The sequence below is a fragment of the Kitasatospora sp. NPDC087271 genome, assembly GCF_044744605.1.
Classification (GTDB): domain Bacteria; phylum Actinomycetota; class Actinomycetes; order Streptomycetales; family Streptomycetaceae; genus Kitasatospora.
Genome location: NZ_JBIUYQ010000047.1, coordinates 1 through 15903, shown reverse-complemented (window position 1 = coordinate 15903; position 15903 = coordinate 1). Strand labels below are relative to the sequence as shown.

Annotated in this window: 14 protein-coding genes; 5 read left to right on the top strand and 9 right to left on the bottom strand. The window is 75.0% G+C overall.

Annotated elements, in window-relative coordinates:
* Positions 1–28: 28 nt before the first annotated feature.
* The 3 genes from ACIO9K_RS37295 to ACIO9K_RS37285 all read right to left on the bottom strand — a co-directional run bounded on the left by ACIO9K_RS37295 (position 29) and on the right by ACIO9K_RS37285 (position 3799).
* Entirely contained in the window at positions 29–1321 is a 1293-nt protein-coding gene (locus ACIO9K_RS37295; protein WP_363626005.1) for an MFS transporter, read from the bottom strand.
* A gap of 389 nt (positions 1322–1710) precedes the next feature.
* Positions 1711–2799, bottom strand: a complete 1089-nt coding sequence (locus ACIO9K_RS37290) for a PP2C family protein-serine/threonine phosphatase (protein WP_363626003.1) — start codon at positions 2797–2799, stop codon at positions 1711–1713.
* 346 nt (positions 2800–3145) lie between these two features.
* The gene (locus tag ACIO9K_RS37285; RefSeq protein ID WP_363626001.1) at positions 3146–3799 is read right to left on the bottom strand and encodes a maleylpyruvate isomerase family mycothiol-dependent enzyme; all 654 of its coding nucleotides are present in this window, start codon (positions 3797–3799) and stop codon (positions 3146–3148) included.
* A gap of 71 nt (positions 3800–3870) precedes the next feature.
* Here ACIO9K_RS37285 and ACIO9K_RS37280 point away from each other — a divergent pair, with 71 nt between their 5' ends.
* Positions 3871–4833, top strand: a complete 963-nt coding sequence (locus tag ACIO9K_RS37280) for a LysR family transcriptional regulator (RefSeq protein ID WP_363625999.1) — start codon at positions 3871–3873, stop codon at positions 4831–4833.
* Positions 4834–4866: 33 nt separating this feature from the next.
* On the opposite strand, the gene ACIO9K_RS37275 is transcribed toward ACIO9K_RS37280, so the two are convergent.
* Entirely contained in the window at positions 4867–6012 is a 1146-nt protein-coding gene (locus ACIO9K_RS37275) for an erythromycin esterase family protein (protein WP_363625997.1), read from the bottom strand.
* Between the two features lie 90 nt (positions 6013–6102).
* Here ACIO9K_RS37275 and ACIO9K_RS37270 point away from each other — a divergent pair, with 90 nt between their 5' ends.
* Positions 6103–6900, top strand: a complete 798-nt coding sequence (locus ACIO9K_RS37270) for a TioE family transcriptional regulator (protein ID WP_400336347.1) — start codon at positions 6103–6105, stop codon at positions 6898–6900.
* 33 nt (positions 6901–6933) lie between these two features.
* Here ACIO9K_RS37270 and ACIO9K_RS37265 read toward each other — a convergent pair whose 3' ends face one another.
* Both ACIO9K_RS37265 and ACIO9K_RS37260 read right to left on the bottom strand, forming a co-directional pair.
* Positions 6934–7815: a BTAD domain-containing putative transcriptional regulator gene (locus ACIO9K_RS37265; protein ID WP_400336334.1), complete on the bottom strand. Its 882-nt coding sequence runs from the start codon at positions 7813–7815 to the stop codon at positions 6934–6936.
* 235 nt (positions 7816–8050) lie between these two features.
* The gene (locus ACIO9K_RS37260; protein WP_363625993.1) at positions 8051–8704 is read right to left on the bottom strand and encodes a ScbR family autoregulator-binding transcription factor; all 654 of its coding nucleotides are present in this window, start codon (positions 8702–8704) and stop codon (positions 8051–8053) included.
* Between the two features lie 461 nt (positions 8705–9165).
* Between ACIO9K_RS37260 and ACIO9K_RS37255 the strand changes: the two genes are divergently transcribed.
* The 3 genes from ACIO9K_RS37255 (at position 9166) to ACIO9K_RS37245 (ending at position 11841) form a co-directional block, all read left to right on the top strand.
* Positions 9166–10170, top strand: coding sequence for a ScbA/BarX family gamma-butyrolactone biosynthesis protein (locus ACIO9K_RS37255; RefSeq protein WP_363625991.1), 1005 nt, complete (start codon positions 9166–9168; stop codon positions 10168–10170).
* A 295-nt stretch (positions 10171–10465) separates the two neighbouring features.
* Entirely contained in the window at positions 10466–10996 is a 531-nt protein-coding gene (locus ACIO9K_RS37250; protein ID WP_400336331.1) for a DUF5959 family protein, read from the top strand.
* A gap of 179 nt (positions 10997–11175) precedes the next feature.
* Positions 11176–11841, top strand: coding sequence for a response regulator transcription factor (locus ACIO9K_RS37245; RefSeq protein ID WP_363625987.1), 666 nt, complete (start codon positions 11176–11178; stop codon positions 11839–11841).
* A gap of 44 nt (positions 11842–11885) precedes the next feature.
* On the opposite strand, the gene ACIO9K_RS37240 is transcribed toward ACIO9K_RS37245, so the two are convergent.
* The 3 genes from ACIO9K_RS37240 to ACIO9K_RS37230 all read right to left on the bottom strand — a co-directional run bounded on the left by ACIO9K_RS37240 (position 11886) and on the right by ACIO9K_RS37230 (position 15535).
* Positions 11886–13208 (bottom strand): sensor histidine kinase, encoded by a 1323-nt coding sequence (locus ACIO9K_RS37240; protein WP_400336329.1) that lies wholly within the window; start codon positions 13206–13208, stop codon positions 11886–11888.
* A 171-nt stretch (positions 13209–13379) separates the two neighbouring features.
* Positions 13380–14768 carry an FtsX-like permease family protein gene (locus ACIO9K_RS37235; protein WP_400336327.1) on the bottom strand — a complete coding sequence of 463 codons (1389 nt, stop codon included), beginning with the start codon at positions 14766–14768 and terminating at the stop codon, positions 13380–13382.
* A complete protein-coding gene (locus tag ACIO9K_RS37230; RefSeq protein ID WP_400336345.1) occupies positions 14765–15535 on the bottom strand; it encodes an ABC transporter ATP-binding protein in 771 nt (256 codons plus the stop codon). The genes ACIO9K_RS37235 and ACIO9K_RS37230 overlap by 4 nt, the downstream gene beginning before the upstream one ends.
* Positions 15536–15903: the final 368 nt, after the last annotated feature.

The following is a 15903-nucleotide window of genomic DNA, read 5'->3' as shown; positions in this document are numbered from 1 at the left end:
GGCGGGGCTCGTCGGGCGGCCGGGTGCGTCAGGCGGCGGGGCTCGCGACGGGCTCCTCCCCGGCCGTGGCGGCGGTGTCCGCCGGGAGGTCCCGCAGCCGGCGCAGCGGCGACAGCAGCAGCGGCACCGGGACGAGCAGGAAGCCCGCCGCGCACAGCCACAGCGCGGCGCGCGGTCCGGCCGCGTCGGCGACGGTGCCGCCGACGAGCGCGCCGATCGGCAGCGTGCCCCAGACCAGGAAGCGCATGGTGGCGTTCATCCGGCCGAGCAGCTCCGGCGGGCACAGGCTCTGCCGGAAGCTCACCTGGGCGACGTTGTAGGCCACCGCGCCGAACAGCACCACCGCCGAGGCGATCCCGAACAGCACCACGCCCGCGCCCCGGCCGGACAGCGGCCACAGCAGCGCGAACGGCGCCGTCACCACGGTGGCGAGCCAGATCAGCCGGGCCTGGCCGAGCCACGCCGCCAGCCGCCCCGCGCACAGCGCCCCGGCCAGGCCGCCGACGGCGGAGGCCGACAGCAGCAGGCCGATGGCGCCCGGCGCGAGGTCGAGCACCCGCACCCAGAACACCGTCTGCACGGCCGCCAGCACGGCGGCGAACAGGTTGGACACGGCGGTCGCGGCGGCGATCGCGCGCAGCAGCGGGTGCTTGAGCACGAAGCGCACGCCCTCGGCGACCTCGGCGCGCAGCGACCGTCCGGGCGCCGGCTCCGGTCGGGGCTCCTCGACCCGGATCCGGGCGAGCAGCAGGGCGGAGGCGAGGTAGCCGACGGCGTCGGCCACGATGGCGAGCGACGCGCCGAGCAGTTGGACCAGGCCGCCGCCGAGCCCGGGCCCGACGATCTGCGCCGAGGAGCGGACCGTCTCGATCGCGCCGTTGCCCCCGACCAGTTGCTCGCGCGGCAGGACGGACGGCAGGAAGGACTGGTGGGCGACGTCGAAGAAGACCGTCGCCACCCCGGTGACCAGCGCCACCAGGTAGAGCTGGGCCATGGTCAGCACGCCGAGCGCGGCGGCCGGCGGGATCGACCCGACGGCGAGGCAGCGCACCACGTCGGCGCGGATCAGCACCGGGAGCTTGCGCATCCGGTCCAGCCAGGCGCCGGCCGGCAGGCCGACCAGCAGGAACGCGGCGGTCTCGGCGGCGGTCAGCAGGCCGACCTCGAAGGGTGTGGCATCGAGCACCACCACCGCCACCAACGGGAGTGCGACCAGGGTCACCTGGCTGCCCGTCTGGGCCGTCGCGGCTCCGGTGAGCAGGAGTCGGAAGTCGCGGTGGCCGAGCAGGCGGTCGCGGCGGGGGCTTGGCGTCTCGTTCATCAGTGCGACTTTCGGTCACCACTTCGCTACTGGGCAAGCATCGCGTCCGTTTCCGGACGAACCACGGGTCGGCCGGATCGCGCCACTCCCGCGACCCGCCCTTACGGACCCCATACGACCGAGCACGCTCCCGCCGGGACGTCCGCGCAGGCCGCCGACCTGGGGCGGACCACTCGCGCAGCCACCCGGCGCACCGCGGGCCCCGCACGTCCAATTCGCCGTCCGCTATGCGGGCATTCGCATTCCGGCCACCGGACGCCGTCACTCAACTTGGCTGGATCATGCGAAACACTGACTGTCCGTCATCTGATCGTGATATCAGCCGCGTCGCGGGAGGCCGTGGGAAGAAGCACCCGCGCCGCCGAACGGGCCGGGCCGGGCCCCGCCGCTCAGTCCGCCTCCCGGCAGGTCACCGCCAGCACCGCCATGTCGTCGTCCCGCGGCCCGCCCGTCCACCGCTCCACGTCCGCCACCAGCGCGTCGACGGCCTCCTGGGGGCCGTCGAACGGGCCGAGCGGGCCGAGGGCGGGCAGCGGATCGTAGAACTCCCCGGCCGCGTCCCGGGCCTCCGTCACCCCGTCGGTCACCAGCAGCAGCGTGCACCCCGGCGGGAACGGCCGGGTCTCCGGCGCCGGCCGGGCCACGCCCAGCGAGCCCATCCCGAGCGGCAGCCCCGGGTCGGCGGCGTCCAGCCGGCGCACCGCCTCCGGGCCGCCCAGCAGGTACGGCCCCGGGTGCCCGCAGTCGAGCGTGCGCACGACGTCCTCACCCGGCGGGAACTCGACCAGCAGCGCCGTGATGAACCCCTCCAGCCGCACCTCCTCGGCCAGCAGCGTGCTCTCCCGGGTCAGCGCCCGCTCCAGCCCGTCGGCCAGCGCCGCGAGGTCCGGCGCCCGGTGGGCGTCCTCCCGGAACGCGCCGAGCAGCACCGACACCGCGCCGACCGCCTGCAGCCCCTTGCCCCGCACGTCCGCAATCAGCACCCGTACGCCGTACGGGGTCGCCTGCAGCGCGTACGCGTCGCCGCCGATCAGCGCCTCGGTCTGCGCCGCCCGGTAGCAGGCGGCGACCGACAGCCGGCCCACTCGCGCGGGCGGCTCGGGCAGCACCGCCCGCTGGGCGGCCTCGGCCACCGACCGCACCTGTGCCAGCCGCTCCCCGTGCCGGGCGACGACGCGGTTGACCCAGACGCCGAGCAGCGCGGCGAAGGCCGTGTTCACCAGCTCCAGGTAGCCGTCCTGGGTGCCGATCGAGCCGTCCCGCACGGCCAGCACGAGGATGCCGGTCACATTGGCGACGCCCACCGCGAGGGTGTCCCGCAAGGTCAGCAGGGCGCCGGTCAGCACGGCGGCGGCCGCGAGGAGCGGGTCGCCCCAGTAATCGGCGGGATCCAGGGAGTTCCAGACGAGCCCGGCGACGATCAGCAACCACGGCGCGAACCGCACGTACGGCGGCCACTGCTCGGACCTCGGGGCCATCGGAGACCTTGCTTCCCGTCTCACCGCCTATCCGGAATGGGCGATTCCGATCCTAGTCACCCCTGCGCGCCCCCGCGCGCGCCCGACTGCGCCGCGGGGAGCGAACCGCGGGGGCGACCCTCGGCCACCGGGGCCGGGGCGGGACCGTGGCCGTGGCCGTGGCCGGGGCCCGGGCGAGGGCGAGGGCCGGGGCCGGGGCCCGGGCGAGGGCCGGGGCCGGGGCCCGGGCGAGGGCCGGGGCCGGGGCCCGGGCGAGGGCCGGGGCCGTGGGTCAGCCCGGTGATCTGCTCCGGCACCCGCACGGCGCTCCCGCCGACGGCCGGGCACGCGAGAGCGGACGCGCCCGCTACCCGTCCAGGGTGAACCGCCCCGCGCCCGGGCCGGTGAGGAGGCCGGGCGGCAGCCGGCGCCCGTAGGTGAGCAGCAGGAGGTGTTCGGCCCGGCCCTCCACCACGGCCGGGCCCTCTCCGTACGCCCAGGCGGTGTCGGCGGCCCGCAGGTGGACGCCGTCGAGTCGGGCGCCGAAGAAGCGCAGACTGCGCCGGGAGACGGTGGCGAGCAGGGCGGTGACCCGAGGCAACGGTAGGCGCGAGGGCAGGCCGAGCGCGGTGGTGATGTCGAGGCCGTGCACGACGTCGTGGGCGAGGGCGGCGATCCGGCCGCCGACCGGGGGGCGCCAGGGGTGTTCGGCGTGGTCGGCGAGAGCGGCGGCGAGTTGGCGGTCGGTGAGGGCGGCGGCGTCGCGGCGCGCCACCCGGTCGGTCATCCGGTGGAGGGAGCCGCCGGCCCGCATGAGGTCCGCGAGACTGCGGGCGGTGGAGTGGCGGAAGCCGGTGCTCATGTGGGCGGCGACCTCTCGAACGCGCCAACCTGCGCACAGCGAAGGGGAGTTCCACTGCTCCCGGGAGAAGGTGGTGAACACCTCGGCGAGTTCCCGGCGTTCGGCCGCGATCTGCTCGCGGACCCAGTCGACGGCCTGGTCGTGCTGCACGGTTCCCATGCCTCCAGCCTGCGGCCGGGACCCTCCGGACGTCCAAGACCGGGGAGTTCTTCCACCTATCATCAGAAGTTATGGAACTCCGGCAGCTCCAGTACTTCGTCACCGTGGCCCAGCAGGGCAGCTTCACCCGCGCCGCCGAGCTGCTGCACCTCACCCAGCCCGGGGTCAGCGCCCAGATCCGGCAGCTGGAGAAGGAGTTGGGCCACCGGCTGCTGGACCGCGGCGGGCGCGGCGTCCGGCTCACCCCGGTCGGCGAGGCGGTGCTCCCGCACGCGCGGGCGGCGCTCGCCTCCGCCGCGGCGGCGCGGCAGACGGCGCAGGACTTCGGCGGACTGCGGCGCGGGCACGTCCGGCTCGGGCTGGTCTCCGGGGCGGCCCTGGGTCCTGTCCCGCCGGCCGGGGCGGACGGCCTTCCCGGACTCGCCACCACGCTCGCCGCGTTCCGCCGCGACCACCCGGGCATCGACCTCTCGCTGGCCGAGGACGGTACCGCGCGGATGCTCGGCGCCCTGCGCGAGGGGCGGTTGGACCTCGCCGTGATCGGCCTGCCCACCACCGCGAGCGGACGGGACGACGACGACGGCTGGCGGACGCTGGCCGGGCTCGCCCTGCACACCGTGCTGGAAGCCCCGCTGGTCGCCGCCTTCACCGGGCACCACCCGCTGGCCGGCGGACCGGACGGCCCCCTGCCGGTCGCCGCACTGGCCGGGCACGCCCTGGTGAGCACCCCGCGCGGCACCGGCCTGCGGACGGCACTGGAGCAGGCCCTGGCCGCGGCCGGGGCACGCTCCCCGGTCGCGGTCGAGGCGGCCGCCCCGCCGCAGCTGGCCGAACTCGCCGCGCACGGGCTGGGCGTGGCCGTGCTGCCGGATCCGCCGCCCGCCGCCGGGCTGCGGATCCGGCCGCTCACCGACCCCGTCCCGCTGGTGCGGATCGCGCTGGCCTGGCCGACCGGCCGCCCCACCGCGCCGCCCACGGCCGCGCTCCTGGGCCACTTGCGGACGTCCTATCCGGGCCCGGGGGCCCGCACCTGACGCTGCCGGGGGTCCGTCCTCCGCAGGCCGCCGTCAGAGCGCGGCGGCGGCGGTCCCGTCGCCGATGTGCAGGATCGCGTCGGCCCCGTCGAGGACCGCCCGGTCGAGCGGGAAGTAGCCCTGCTCCGGCGTGGTGTCGGTGCGTGTCCGGCCACCGGCGGCCGTACCGGGCTCGACCAGTCCCCAGGTGGCGGCCCCTCGCTGGAGCGCGCCCTCGTGGGTGTCCGGCTCGGGCTCCTGGAGCCCGACGGCCTCGCTGCGGCCCAGGCTGCCGGGGACGAAGGTGTACGGCTCGTCCAGGGAGTTCAGGATCGCGCCGACGCCGCTCCAGGTCAGGTCCAGGTCCGCCAGCCGCATGGCGCTCGGCTGCCGCTGCAGGTGGAGGTTGTGGGCGAAGACCAGGGTCCCCCCTCGGCGGGCCTCGCCGCCGCGGATGTCGAGGAGGTTCTGGGCCATGAGCACGTCCCGGGTGCCGAGGAGGCCGGACAGCCGGGCGCCCGGCTCCAGGCGCTCGGCCGACTGCCGGTGGTAGCGGAGCAGGCCGAGGCCGGCGGTGAGGTGCGTCCTGGCCCTGAGCCACTCGGCGCGCGAGGTCGCCGCGACCAGTTCCGGGGCCCGCGCGTACAGCAGGGTGAGCAGGTCGTCGGCGACCGTCCGCAGCTTCTCCGCCTCGGCGGAGGCGCCGGGCGACATCTCCGGATCCAGGACCGCCTCGGGGCGGCTCCAGCGCTGGTCCTCGCCGATCAGGCCGGCGAGGTCGAGGTCGAGCCCGAGGTAGTCGCGGGCGTGTTCGAGGTAGCGCCGCGGGCTGGGTGCGCTGGTGTTCTCCGTCTGCGCGTCGAAGCCGTGGAAGGCCAGACGGTCCGCCGGCGGCCGGCTCCGGTTGTAGTCGCGCATCCAGGCGACCAGCCGCCGGTTGCCGTCCAGCTCTCCGAAGCCGTGGGAGAAGCCCTCGCCCATCACCGAGTCGAGGGTGCCCACCCCCTCCTGGACGAAGTCGTTCACGGTGAGCGCGGCCACCCGGTCGGTTTCGAGGGCGATCGACCGGAATCCCCGGTCGACCAGTCGGGCGAACAGCTCGTTGCGGATCCGCGCGAAGGCCGGTTCCCGGTGGGTGGGTTCACCGAGCGCCAGCAGTCCGCATGGCGAAGGGACGAGGTCTCGCAAGTCCTGACTCATGACCCTCAAGCGTATCCTTGAAAGAACGGTTGAGACTTTTCCCGCCCCGACCGCCCGATCCTCCGCTGAAGTCTCAAACCGGTGACCACCATGCGCCCCTCCGACCTCGCCCGCGGGCACGGCCTCTCGACCCAGGCCGTGCGCAACTACGAGCGGGACGGCTTCCTCCCGCCCGCCGGACGCACCGCCAGCGGCTACCGCATCTACACCGAGGTGCACGCGGCCGCGCTCGACGCCTACCGCTCCCTGGTCGCGGCGTACGGCCACGCGGCCGGCGGCCGGATCATGACCGCACTCCACCGGGGCGGGCTCGACGACGCCCTGACGGCCATCGACCGCGGCCACGGCCAACTGCTCCGCGACCGGGACACCCTGGACGCGGTGCGGGAGGCCGTGCACCACCTGACGGCGCGACCCGGCGCGGCGCGGGATCTCTCGGCGGACCTTGCAGCGGACCTTGAGACGGATCTTGAGGCGGATCTTGAGGCGGGCCCATCGGCGGAGCCCGCGGTGGACGGCGCCGTCCTGAGCATCGGCGAACTCGCCCACCGGCTCGGCGTCACCCCGGCGACCGTGCGCAACTGGGAGGGCGCGGGCATCCTCACCCCCGCCCGGGACCAGGCCACCGGGCACCGCGTCTTCCGCGCCGACGACATCCGCGACGCCGAACTCGCCCACCTGCTCCGGCGCGGCGGCTACCCGCTGGACCACATCGCCACCGTGGTCCGACAGGTGCGGACGGCCGGCGGCACGGCCTCCCTGGCCGACGCCCTCGACGGCTGGCAGCGCAGGCTCACCGCCCAGGGCCTGGCCATGCTCGACGCGGCCGCCCGACTCGGCCACTACCTGGGCCTGACCGGCCACCCGCGGCCGGACCTGGGGTCTTAGTCGGCGATCCGGCGGGGCGTCTCCGTGGCGGGCTCAGCCGACGCGGGTGAGCCGGGTGGCGCGAGGCGGAGTCTGGTCGGCGGGGGCGGCGGGGCCGGCGGAGGCGGCTGGGCCGGCGGCACGGTCGGGCTCGGGGCGATCGGGGTTGGCGAGCAGGATGGAGCGCTGGAGCCGTCGCAGTCCGGCCGAGGGTTCCATGCCCAACTCCCGTACCAGGGTGTTGCGCAGGCGCTGGTAGGCCTCCAGGGCCTCGCCCCGTCGGCCGGAGCGGTGCAGGGCGATCATGTACTGGCCGTGCAGGCTCTCGTGGGTGCGGTAGCGGTCGACCAGGACGGTGAGTTCGGCGAGCAGGACGCGGTGGCGGCCCAACCGCAGGTCGGCCTCGATCCGCTGGTCCAGCGCGCAGAGCCGCGTCTCCTCCAACCGCTTCGCCTCGACGGCGAGTTGACCGCCGAGCGGGACGTCGGCGAACGCCGGACCGCGCCACAGGCCGAGCGCCTCGCCCAACTGGCGGGCGGCGAGCGGGAAGTCGCCGCCGTCCATGGCCCGGTAGCCGAGGCCCGCGAGGCGGTCGAACTCCTGGAGGTCGACCAGTCCGCCGCCGCTGTCGAGCCGGTAGCCGCCGGGCGAGGTCACCAGGACGTCCTTGGCTCCGCACGCTCCTCCGGCGTCATCGCGGCGGGCGAGCGCCCGGTCGATGAGGTCGCGCAGTTGGAGGACGTAGGTCTGGACGGTGGTACGCGCGCTGCGTGGCGGATGGCCGGACCACAGTTCCTCCGCGAGGACGCCCGCCGAGATGACCTGGTCGGCGCGCAGGGCCAGCAGGGCGAGCACTTGCCGTGGTTTCGGCGCCGAGGGCACCACCGACACCCCGCACACCTGGACCCCCAAGGCCCCCAACACCCGGATCTCCATGACGTCCACCCCAATCCAGACGGATCGGCGACCCCGACGGCCACCGGCCGGCCGGCGCTGCGGCTACCGCACAGCCGAGCACCAGGTGCTCATCCAAAAACAGGACGGACGGTTTGTCAATACAAAACCGAACGAGCTGTTTGTTTTTGAACGGACCATCGAACTCCGGACCGCGGCGACCGACCGGACCGACCGCCGCCGCAAGTGCCGCCGCGCCAGCCCCGGGCGCAAGCCGTCAGGCGCCACCAGCACGGGCCGCCGCCAGCTCGGCCACCACCCGCCCACCCCGGTCCGAGCCCAGATCCAGCGTGGCCAGCACCCCGGGGACCGCGATGCTCGGCATCACGTGCCGGTACAGCACGGCCACCCGGCGCTCCAGATCCGCCCGGCCGGACATCTTCTGGGACTGGATCTGCACGCCCGTCCAGGCGCCCGTCATCAGCCACGCCGTCTCGGCCGGCAGCACGTGCGGCAGCAGCTCACCCCGCTCACCGGCCGCCGTCAGCACCGCCTCCAGCCGGGCGATCCACCCGGGCGTGGCACCGCCACTGAGGTCGCCGAACACGTCCTGGCCGAGCGAGAGCCGCGCGCCCGCGCTCAACAGCGGGTCACCCGGCATGAGATGGGCGATGACCATCCCCAGGTCGACGAACTCCTGGAGCTTGCAATGCCGTTCGGGGATCTCGTCCCGACCGAACTGCTCCTCCACGACGCCCTGCGCGAGCTCCCGCTTCGACGCGAAGTGGAAGTACACCGCACCCCGGGTCACGCCCGCACGGGCGACCACCTCACCGATCGTCGCCCCCTCGTACCCGTGCTCGTCGAAGACCGAGGCCGCCGCCTCCAGGATCAGCCGACGCGTCCGGATCGCCCGCTCCTGCCGCACCACCGCAACCACCCCGCCCGAAACCCTCGGCAAACAAAACCAAACACCCTGTATCTTACCCGCCGGTCAACCGGCGATCCCTCGCCCCCAGGCCGCATGCACCCGCCTTCGAGTGAAGGAAAACCGCGTGGACGGTACAGGGCGGGAAAGCGACCGCCGCCCCTCCTCCGGCCGACAGAGCCGGAATCCGGCTCCCCACTTCCGGCCGCATCCCACCGAAAACAGCCCGCCGTGATAATGCACCTGTCACCCCACTCTTGGGGATTCCTTTGCAGGCCAGGCGGCATCCGCCCCAGGTTCGGGCCACCCGGACGGCCATCGCGCGACACCTGGAGCGACCACCCGACCACGCTCGACCGCCAACGAACCTTCGTTCGGGCTCCTTGAAAACCAAACCGGAAGGTACGTATCTTACGAGCCCTGAGCAGCCCACCCCGCCCGCCACGGCCTTCCGGAGCGCTCCCATGACCCTGCTTGCCTACCGCGCCCCCGCCATCTCCCGCGCCGCCGGCGCGGACCACGGCACCACCCCCGGCCGCACCGCCGGACCGGCCGTGCCGACCGGACCGGCACCGCGCCTGACCAGCACCGTTGCCAAGGAGTACGTCCACCGGGCCTGTCACGCCGAGGTCTTCCTCACCGGCAGCGAGCAGCTGAACGAGACGACCTTCGCCGTCACCGCGCAGTGGCCGCGCGCCCACACCTTCTTCACCACCCCCGACGGAACCCGGCACGACCCGATCCAGGCCGCTGAAACGATCCGCCAAGCCGGGCTCTACCTCGCGCACACCCGGTTCGGCGTCCCGCTCGACCACAAGTTCATGATGTGGAACCTCGACTACACCACCCGCCCCCGCCAACTGCTCATCGGCGCGACGCCCACCGACCTCACCATCGAGGCCAGACTCGTCCCACAGCCGCGCCGGACCGGCACCACCATCGACTTCACCCTCAGCACCGTCATCCGACGCGGCGCCCACCTCGCCGCCACCGGACACGCCCGGTTCACCACCGTGCCGGACTCCACCTACCGGCGGCTGCGCGGGGCACTCCGCGAGGCCGGCCCGGCGCCCGCCGTCTCCGGCGAGCCGCTGGCCCCGGGCCGAGTGGGCCGGATCCGCCCCTGCGACGTCGTCCTGACCCCGGCCGACGCACCCGGGACCTGGCACCTCACCCCCGACCTCTGGCACCCGATCCTCTTCGACCACGCCAACGACCACATTCCCGGCATGGTCCTGCTGGAGGCCGCCCGCCAGGCCACCAACGCGCTCGTCTCACCGGCCACCGTCATCCCCGCCTCCGCGGCGACCACCTACCACCGGTACGCCGAACACGACGCCGCCACCACGATCACCGCCCGGCACACCCCCGGTGACGACCCGGACGCCCTCACCACCACCGTCACCGGCCACCAGAACGGCGAGCCGATCTTCACCACCGTCCTGACCGGCCACGCCGACCAGCGGTGACCGGCGCCGCCGGACACTGACGGGCACTGACGGGCACTGACGGGCACTGACGGGCGCCGACGGACTCCCGTCGACCCGCGCCGGCCCCGACCAGTCCCGGCCGGTCCCGACCAGGGCCGACCAGCCCTGAGCAGCTCTGACCGCCAGCCGGCCACCGCCCCACCCGGCCCGTCCGACCTCCACGGTCGGGCGGGCCGTCGGCGCGCCGGAGACGAACCCCTCCCACGGACTGGCACCGGACGAACACCTGCGCGAGGATGTCAGCCCTTGGATTCGCAGTGACCGGGAGTACCCAGTGCGTGAAGTCGCTTCGCACCAGAACGAGTTGATCAGACTGACGGACCGCCCCGGCACCGACGACGCCACCGGGCACGAGGGGCGCACCGGCGGGCGGAGCGTACGGGTGCGGGTGCTGGGGCGGCACGCACCGGGCTCCCTGCTCGGCCACGACTGGCTGGACTGCGAGATCACCGTCACCGCCGACTCGGCCCGCGGGCAGTTCGTCACGCTGGTGACGGAACGTCAACTCCAGCAGTGGGAAGCCGCCCTGGAACGGCTGGCGCGGCGCGAGGCGGTGCGCTGGCTGGACGAGGAGCACGGCCCGGAGCTGCGGATCGAGCCGGGGCGACCCGGCGGTCTCCGGGTGACCGTCTCCGACGCCGAGGACTCCGGCGTCACCCTCCGGGTCGTCCTGTCCCCCGCCCCCGGCTGGCTGGACGAGCAGCGCGCCCTGCTCAAACTCGTCCGGGACGCCTACCCGTTCGAGGTGGTCGAGGTCGCCCCCGGCGTCCATGCCTGGCGCGGACAGCAGGGGGGCGAACACTGACGTACCGTCAATACTGTTCTGACAAAGGGACCGACGCCCCGCGCAGCGAGCCGCCGGGCAGGGCGAGGAGGAGCCGCACGGCACGGGCGGCGAGTTGGACGGCGGAGCCGGCCGACAGCCGGCCCCAGGCGGCCGGGCGCCGACCGGCGGCGGACCGGCCACCGCCCGATAATGGCGACATGATCGAGAAGCAGCTCCGCGTCGTCCTCGCCGAGGACTCGGTGATCCTCCGGGACGGCATGGTCGAACTCCTCACCGCGCGCGGGTGCGCCGTGGTCGCCACCGCCGGGACGGCCCCCGAACTGATCGCCGCCGTCGACGAGCACCGGCCCGATGTGGCCGTGGTCGACATCCGGATGCCGCCCAGCCACACCGACGAGGGCATCCGCGCCGCCGTCGAGCTCCGCTCCACCTCGCCCGGGGTCGGCATCCTGGTCTTCTCCCAGCACGCCGAGCCCGCCTGGGCGGCCCGGCTGCTCGCAGGTGGCGCCGCCGGCGTCGGCTATCTGCTCAAGGAACGCGTCGCCCGCACCTCGGAGTTCGTGGACGCGCTGCACCGGGTGGCGGCCGGCGGCACGGCGCTCGACCCGGAGATCGTCAACGGCCTGATGCACGGCGGGCGGCGAAACCGTGTCGACGCGCTCACCCCGCGCGAACGGGAGGTACTGGAGCTGATGGCGCAGGGCCACTCCAACCGTTCGATCGCCGGGCTGCTCGTGGTCTCGGAGCGGGCGGTGGAGAAGCACGTCGCCGCCGTCTTCGCCAAGTTCGACCTGCCGGCGGCCGAAGCCGACAACCGGCGCGTCAAAGCCGTCCTCACCTACCTCGCCGAGACCGGCGGCTGAGCCGGGAGCAGCGGTTTCGTGGACGGCCGCGCCGCGGCCACCCGTCACAGGCGGCTCGGCAGTTCGGCGGTGACCGTCGTCGGCCCGCCCGGCGGGCTGTCCACCCGCAGCACCCCGTCCACCGCCGCGAGCCGTTCGGCCAGGCCCGCCAGGCCCGAGCCCGAACCCGACCCGGAGCCCGAGCCGGAGCCCCCGCCCGGGGCGGCGCCCCCGCGGCCGTCGTCGCGCACCGTCAGCCGCACCCGCCCGTCGGCGGCGCTCGCCGCGAGCTCCGCCGCCGCCGCGCCGCTGTGCTTGGCGACGTTGGTCAGCAACTCGGCCGCGCAGAAGTAGACGGCCTGCTCGATCGCCGCGTCCGGCCGCTCCCTCAGGTCCAGCCGTACCGTGACCGGCACCGGCGCGGTGGCGGTGAGCCCGGGCAGCGCCTGGGCGAGGCCGCCGTCCAGCGCCACCGGGTGGATGCCCCTGGTGAGCCGGCGCAGCTCCGCGATGGTGTCGTCGGTCTGCCGACGGGCCCGGTCGACCAGGGTGCGCAGGCGCTCGGCGTCCGGAGCACCGGGCGGCCCGGGCGGGCCGGGCAGCCCGGGCTGGGCGTCGCCAACGGCCTCACCAACGGCCTCACCGGTGACCGCACCGAGGGCGTCGTCGGCCAACGAGAGGGTGATGGCGAGCGCGACCAGTTGCGCCTGCGTCCCGTCGTGCAGATCGCGTTCGAGGCGGCGCAACCGGTCGGTGTTCTCGGCGAGCAGGGTGGCCCGGGCGGTCTCCAGCTCACGCACCCGCTCCTGCGACCGCACCGGGCCGAGCAGCAGCCGAGCGAGGCCCCGATTGGCCGCGCTCACCGCTCGCAGCGCCGCCGGCACCGCCGCCAGTACGGCGAGCCCGGCCGGGGCCCCGGCCACGTCCAGCCAGCCGACCGGTCTGGGCCCCGGCTCCAGCAGCCGCACCCACAGCGGGAAGCCCACCAACCAGACGCAGCTGAGCGGCAGTCCGACCGCGACCAGGAAGCCGAGCACCCCCAGTGGCAGCCGCAGCAGCAGGTAGAGCAGCGCCCGCCAGGCCACCGGGTCGGTCAGCACCGCCCGGCCCCGGGCGATCGCCCCGGACGGGAGGGGCAGCGCGCCCGGGGCCGGCACCCGCTCGCCGAGCAGCCGCCCGACCAGTCGCCGGTGCAGCCCGCCCAGCCCGCGCGCCCCGGCCAGGGCGGCCACCACGAACGGCAGCCCGAGCACGGTGAGCGAGAGCAACGCCCCGGCATAGAGCACGGCCACGGCGTAGACCCCGCCGAGCACGCCGATCGGCAGCCCGAGCAGCGCGAAGGCCAACTCGCCACCGCGCACCGACAGATACCGCCGACGCTCAGCCACCGTCCACCTCACCACTCCCACTCACCACGCTCACCGCACTCACCACTCGCCACTCGCCACTCGCCACTCGCCACTCACCGCTTCGACGACACACCCAGGCGGCTTCGACCCGGCCCCACCACACCTGGCGAAGGGCCCGGTCACCCCTCACTCACCCCTGCTCACCGCCGCTCACCCCTGCTCACCGCCGACCGCCTCGACCGCGCGACCCCGGATCGCCCGCAGGCCGGCGCCCAGGATTCCCGGTACCGTCAGCGCCGCCGCGCCCGCCACCACCCAGCCGCACGCAGCGCCGGGCACCACCGGCAGCACCGACCCCGTCACCGCCCGGGCGAACGCCCCCGTGGCGACAGCCGCCACCGCCGCACCCAGCAGCACGCCGACCGCCGTGGTGAGGGCCGCTTCGACGGACAGCATCCGCAACAGTTGCCGCCTGGTCGCGCCGACCAGGCGCAGTAGCGCGAACTCGCGCCACCGGTCGGCCGTCAGGGCGACCAGCGTGTTGACGGTGGAGACGGCCGCGAAGCAGACCAGCATCCCCAGTTCCGCCTCGCGGAGCCAGACGTCCGTCGCCTTGGTGACGCTGGTCGCGGCGCCGGTCGTACGGACCACGTGCTCGGCGGTGCTCGTCATGATCAACATGGTGCCCGACAGCCCGACCAGGAGCGCGACCGGCACCACAGCCGAGGAGAGCCTGGCCGCGTAGCCGCGCAGGTTGGCGTCGGCGAGCCAGCCCGCCCCGGGGGCCAGCACCCGTACCGGCGCGCCGAGCACGGCGGCCACGGCCCGTGCGGCGAGCGGCCCGAGCAGGGCGAGGGCGACCAGCAGCACCAGCGAGCCGAGCATCGCCGCCTGCCCCGCCTTGTCCAGTTCACCGGCCCCTCTGGTGGCGGCGAGCCGCAGCAGCAGCACCCCGCCCGCCAAGACGGCCAGCCCGGCCAGCACCCGTAGCACGCCCGTGCGCCGCTGGCCCGAGGTATCGGCGGTCAGCGCGGCGGCCGGGGTGAGCCGGGTGATCCGTCGGGCGGCGAGGGCGGTGGCGGCCAGGCCGACCAGCAGCGCCACCGCCAGTGCGACCAGCATCGGCACCGGCGTCCCGGGAATCCGCAGGCCGGGCGCGGCCAGCCCGCGCCGTTGGAGCGCGGCGAGGAAGCCCCGGGCGGCGAGGGTGCCCGCCGCGCCGCCGGGCACGGCCATCAGCACGACGGTCGCCGCGACCTGGGCCCGCACCAGCCGACGCACCTGACGGGGTGTCGCGGCGACCGTCCGCAGCAGGGCGAGGTCGCGGTGCTGCTGGCGGAGGGTGAAGCCGAGCGCGTTGACCACGACGAACAGCGCGACCAGGACGGCGATCTCACCGAACGCCCCCGCGATCAGCAGCAGGCCCGGCCCGGCCACCGCCCGGCGGGCCACCGCGGCGGAGGCCGTGGCCTGGGCGGCGACCAGCGAGCCGAACAGCGTCACCGTCCCCACCGCCAGGAACAGCGCCACCGCCAGCCCGGCGAAGGCGGCCGGTCGGCGCCGGATCTGACCGGCCGCCAGGGAGAGGACGGGGCTCATCGCGCTCCCCCGCCCAGCCGGCTCAACCGCTCGCCGACCTGTGCGGCGGTCGGCCGGTCGAGCTCGTCCACCAGCAGCCCGTCGGCCAGCAGCAGCACCCGGTCCGCGTAGCCGGCGGCCACCGGGTCGTGGGTGACCATCACACACGTCCGCCCGTCCGCGTCCACACCGGACCGCAGCAGGTCGAGGACGTCGTGCCCGGTCGCCCGGTCGAGCGCACCGGTCGGCTCGTCCGCGAACAGCACGGCCGGCCGCGCGACCAGCGCCCGGGCGATCGCCACCCGCTGCTGCTGGCCGCCGGACAGCTGCCCGGGCCGGTGCCGCTCCCGCCCTGACAGGCCGACCCTGGCGAGCGCCTCCCGCACCTGCGCCCCGTCCGGCCGCGCCCCCGCGAGCCGCCCGGGAAGCTCGACGTTCTGCGCGACGGTCATCGCGGGCATCAGGTTGAACGCCTGGAACACGAACCCCACCCCGGTGCGGCGCAGCTGCGCGAGCCGCCGCTCGGGCAGCCGGGACACCTCCGTCCCGCCCCAGCGGACGGTGCCCCGGGTGGGGCGGTCCATCCCGGCGAGGCAGTGCAGCAGCGTCGTCTTGCCGGAACCCGAGGGCCCCATCACCGCCGTGAACGTCCCCGGCGCGAAGGCCACGGACACCCCCCGCAACGCCCGGACGGCGGCCGTGCCCCGCCCGTACTCCCGGTGCAGCCCGTCCCCGGTCAGGACCGCGCCCGCCACCTCGCCGCTCGCCGCCGCGGCGGCTGTCGTCATCCCGTTCATGCCCTCCATCCTGGGCATGAACGGCCGCACGATCGATTGGGCTGGCCCCCCAATTTGGGGTTCGGAAAACCGAACCCCGCAGGTGGTCCTACCTCCGGACCCAGGACGCGTACGTCGGGTCGAGGCCATCGCGGTCCCGTCCCACCCCGGCACCGTCGCGGTCCGGTCCCATCCCGGCACCGTCGCGGTCCCGTCCCACCCCGGCACCGTCGAGGTCGACCGACCCGAGCCACCGTCACGGCGCCCGACGGTGCGGTACTAGGCTCAATGCCGGTGACTTTAGGTTGCTCCTGGCTGGGTGATGGTGACTGTCGCCGGTTCTGGTTGCGGCCAGTTGCGGTGTTGGGAGCGTTTGAGGG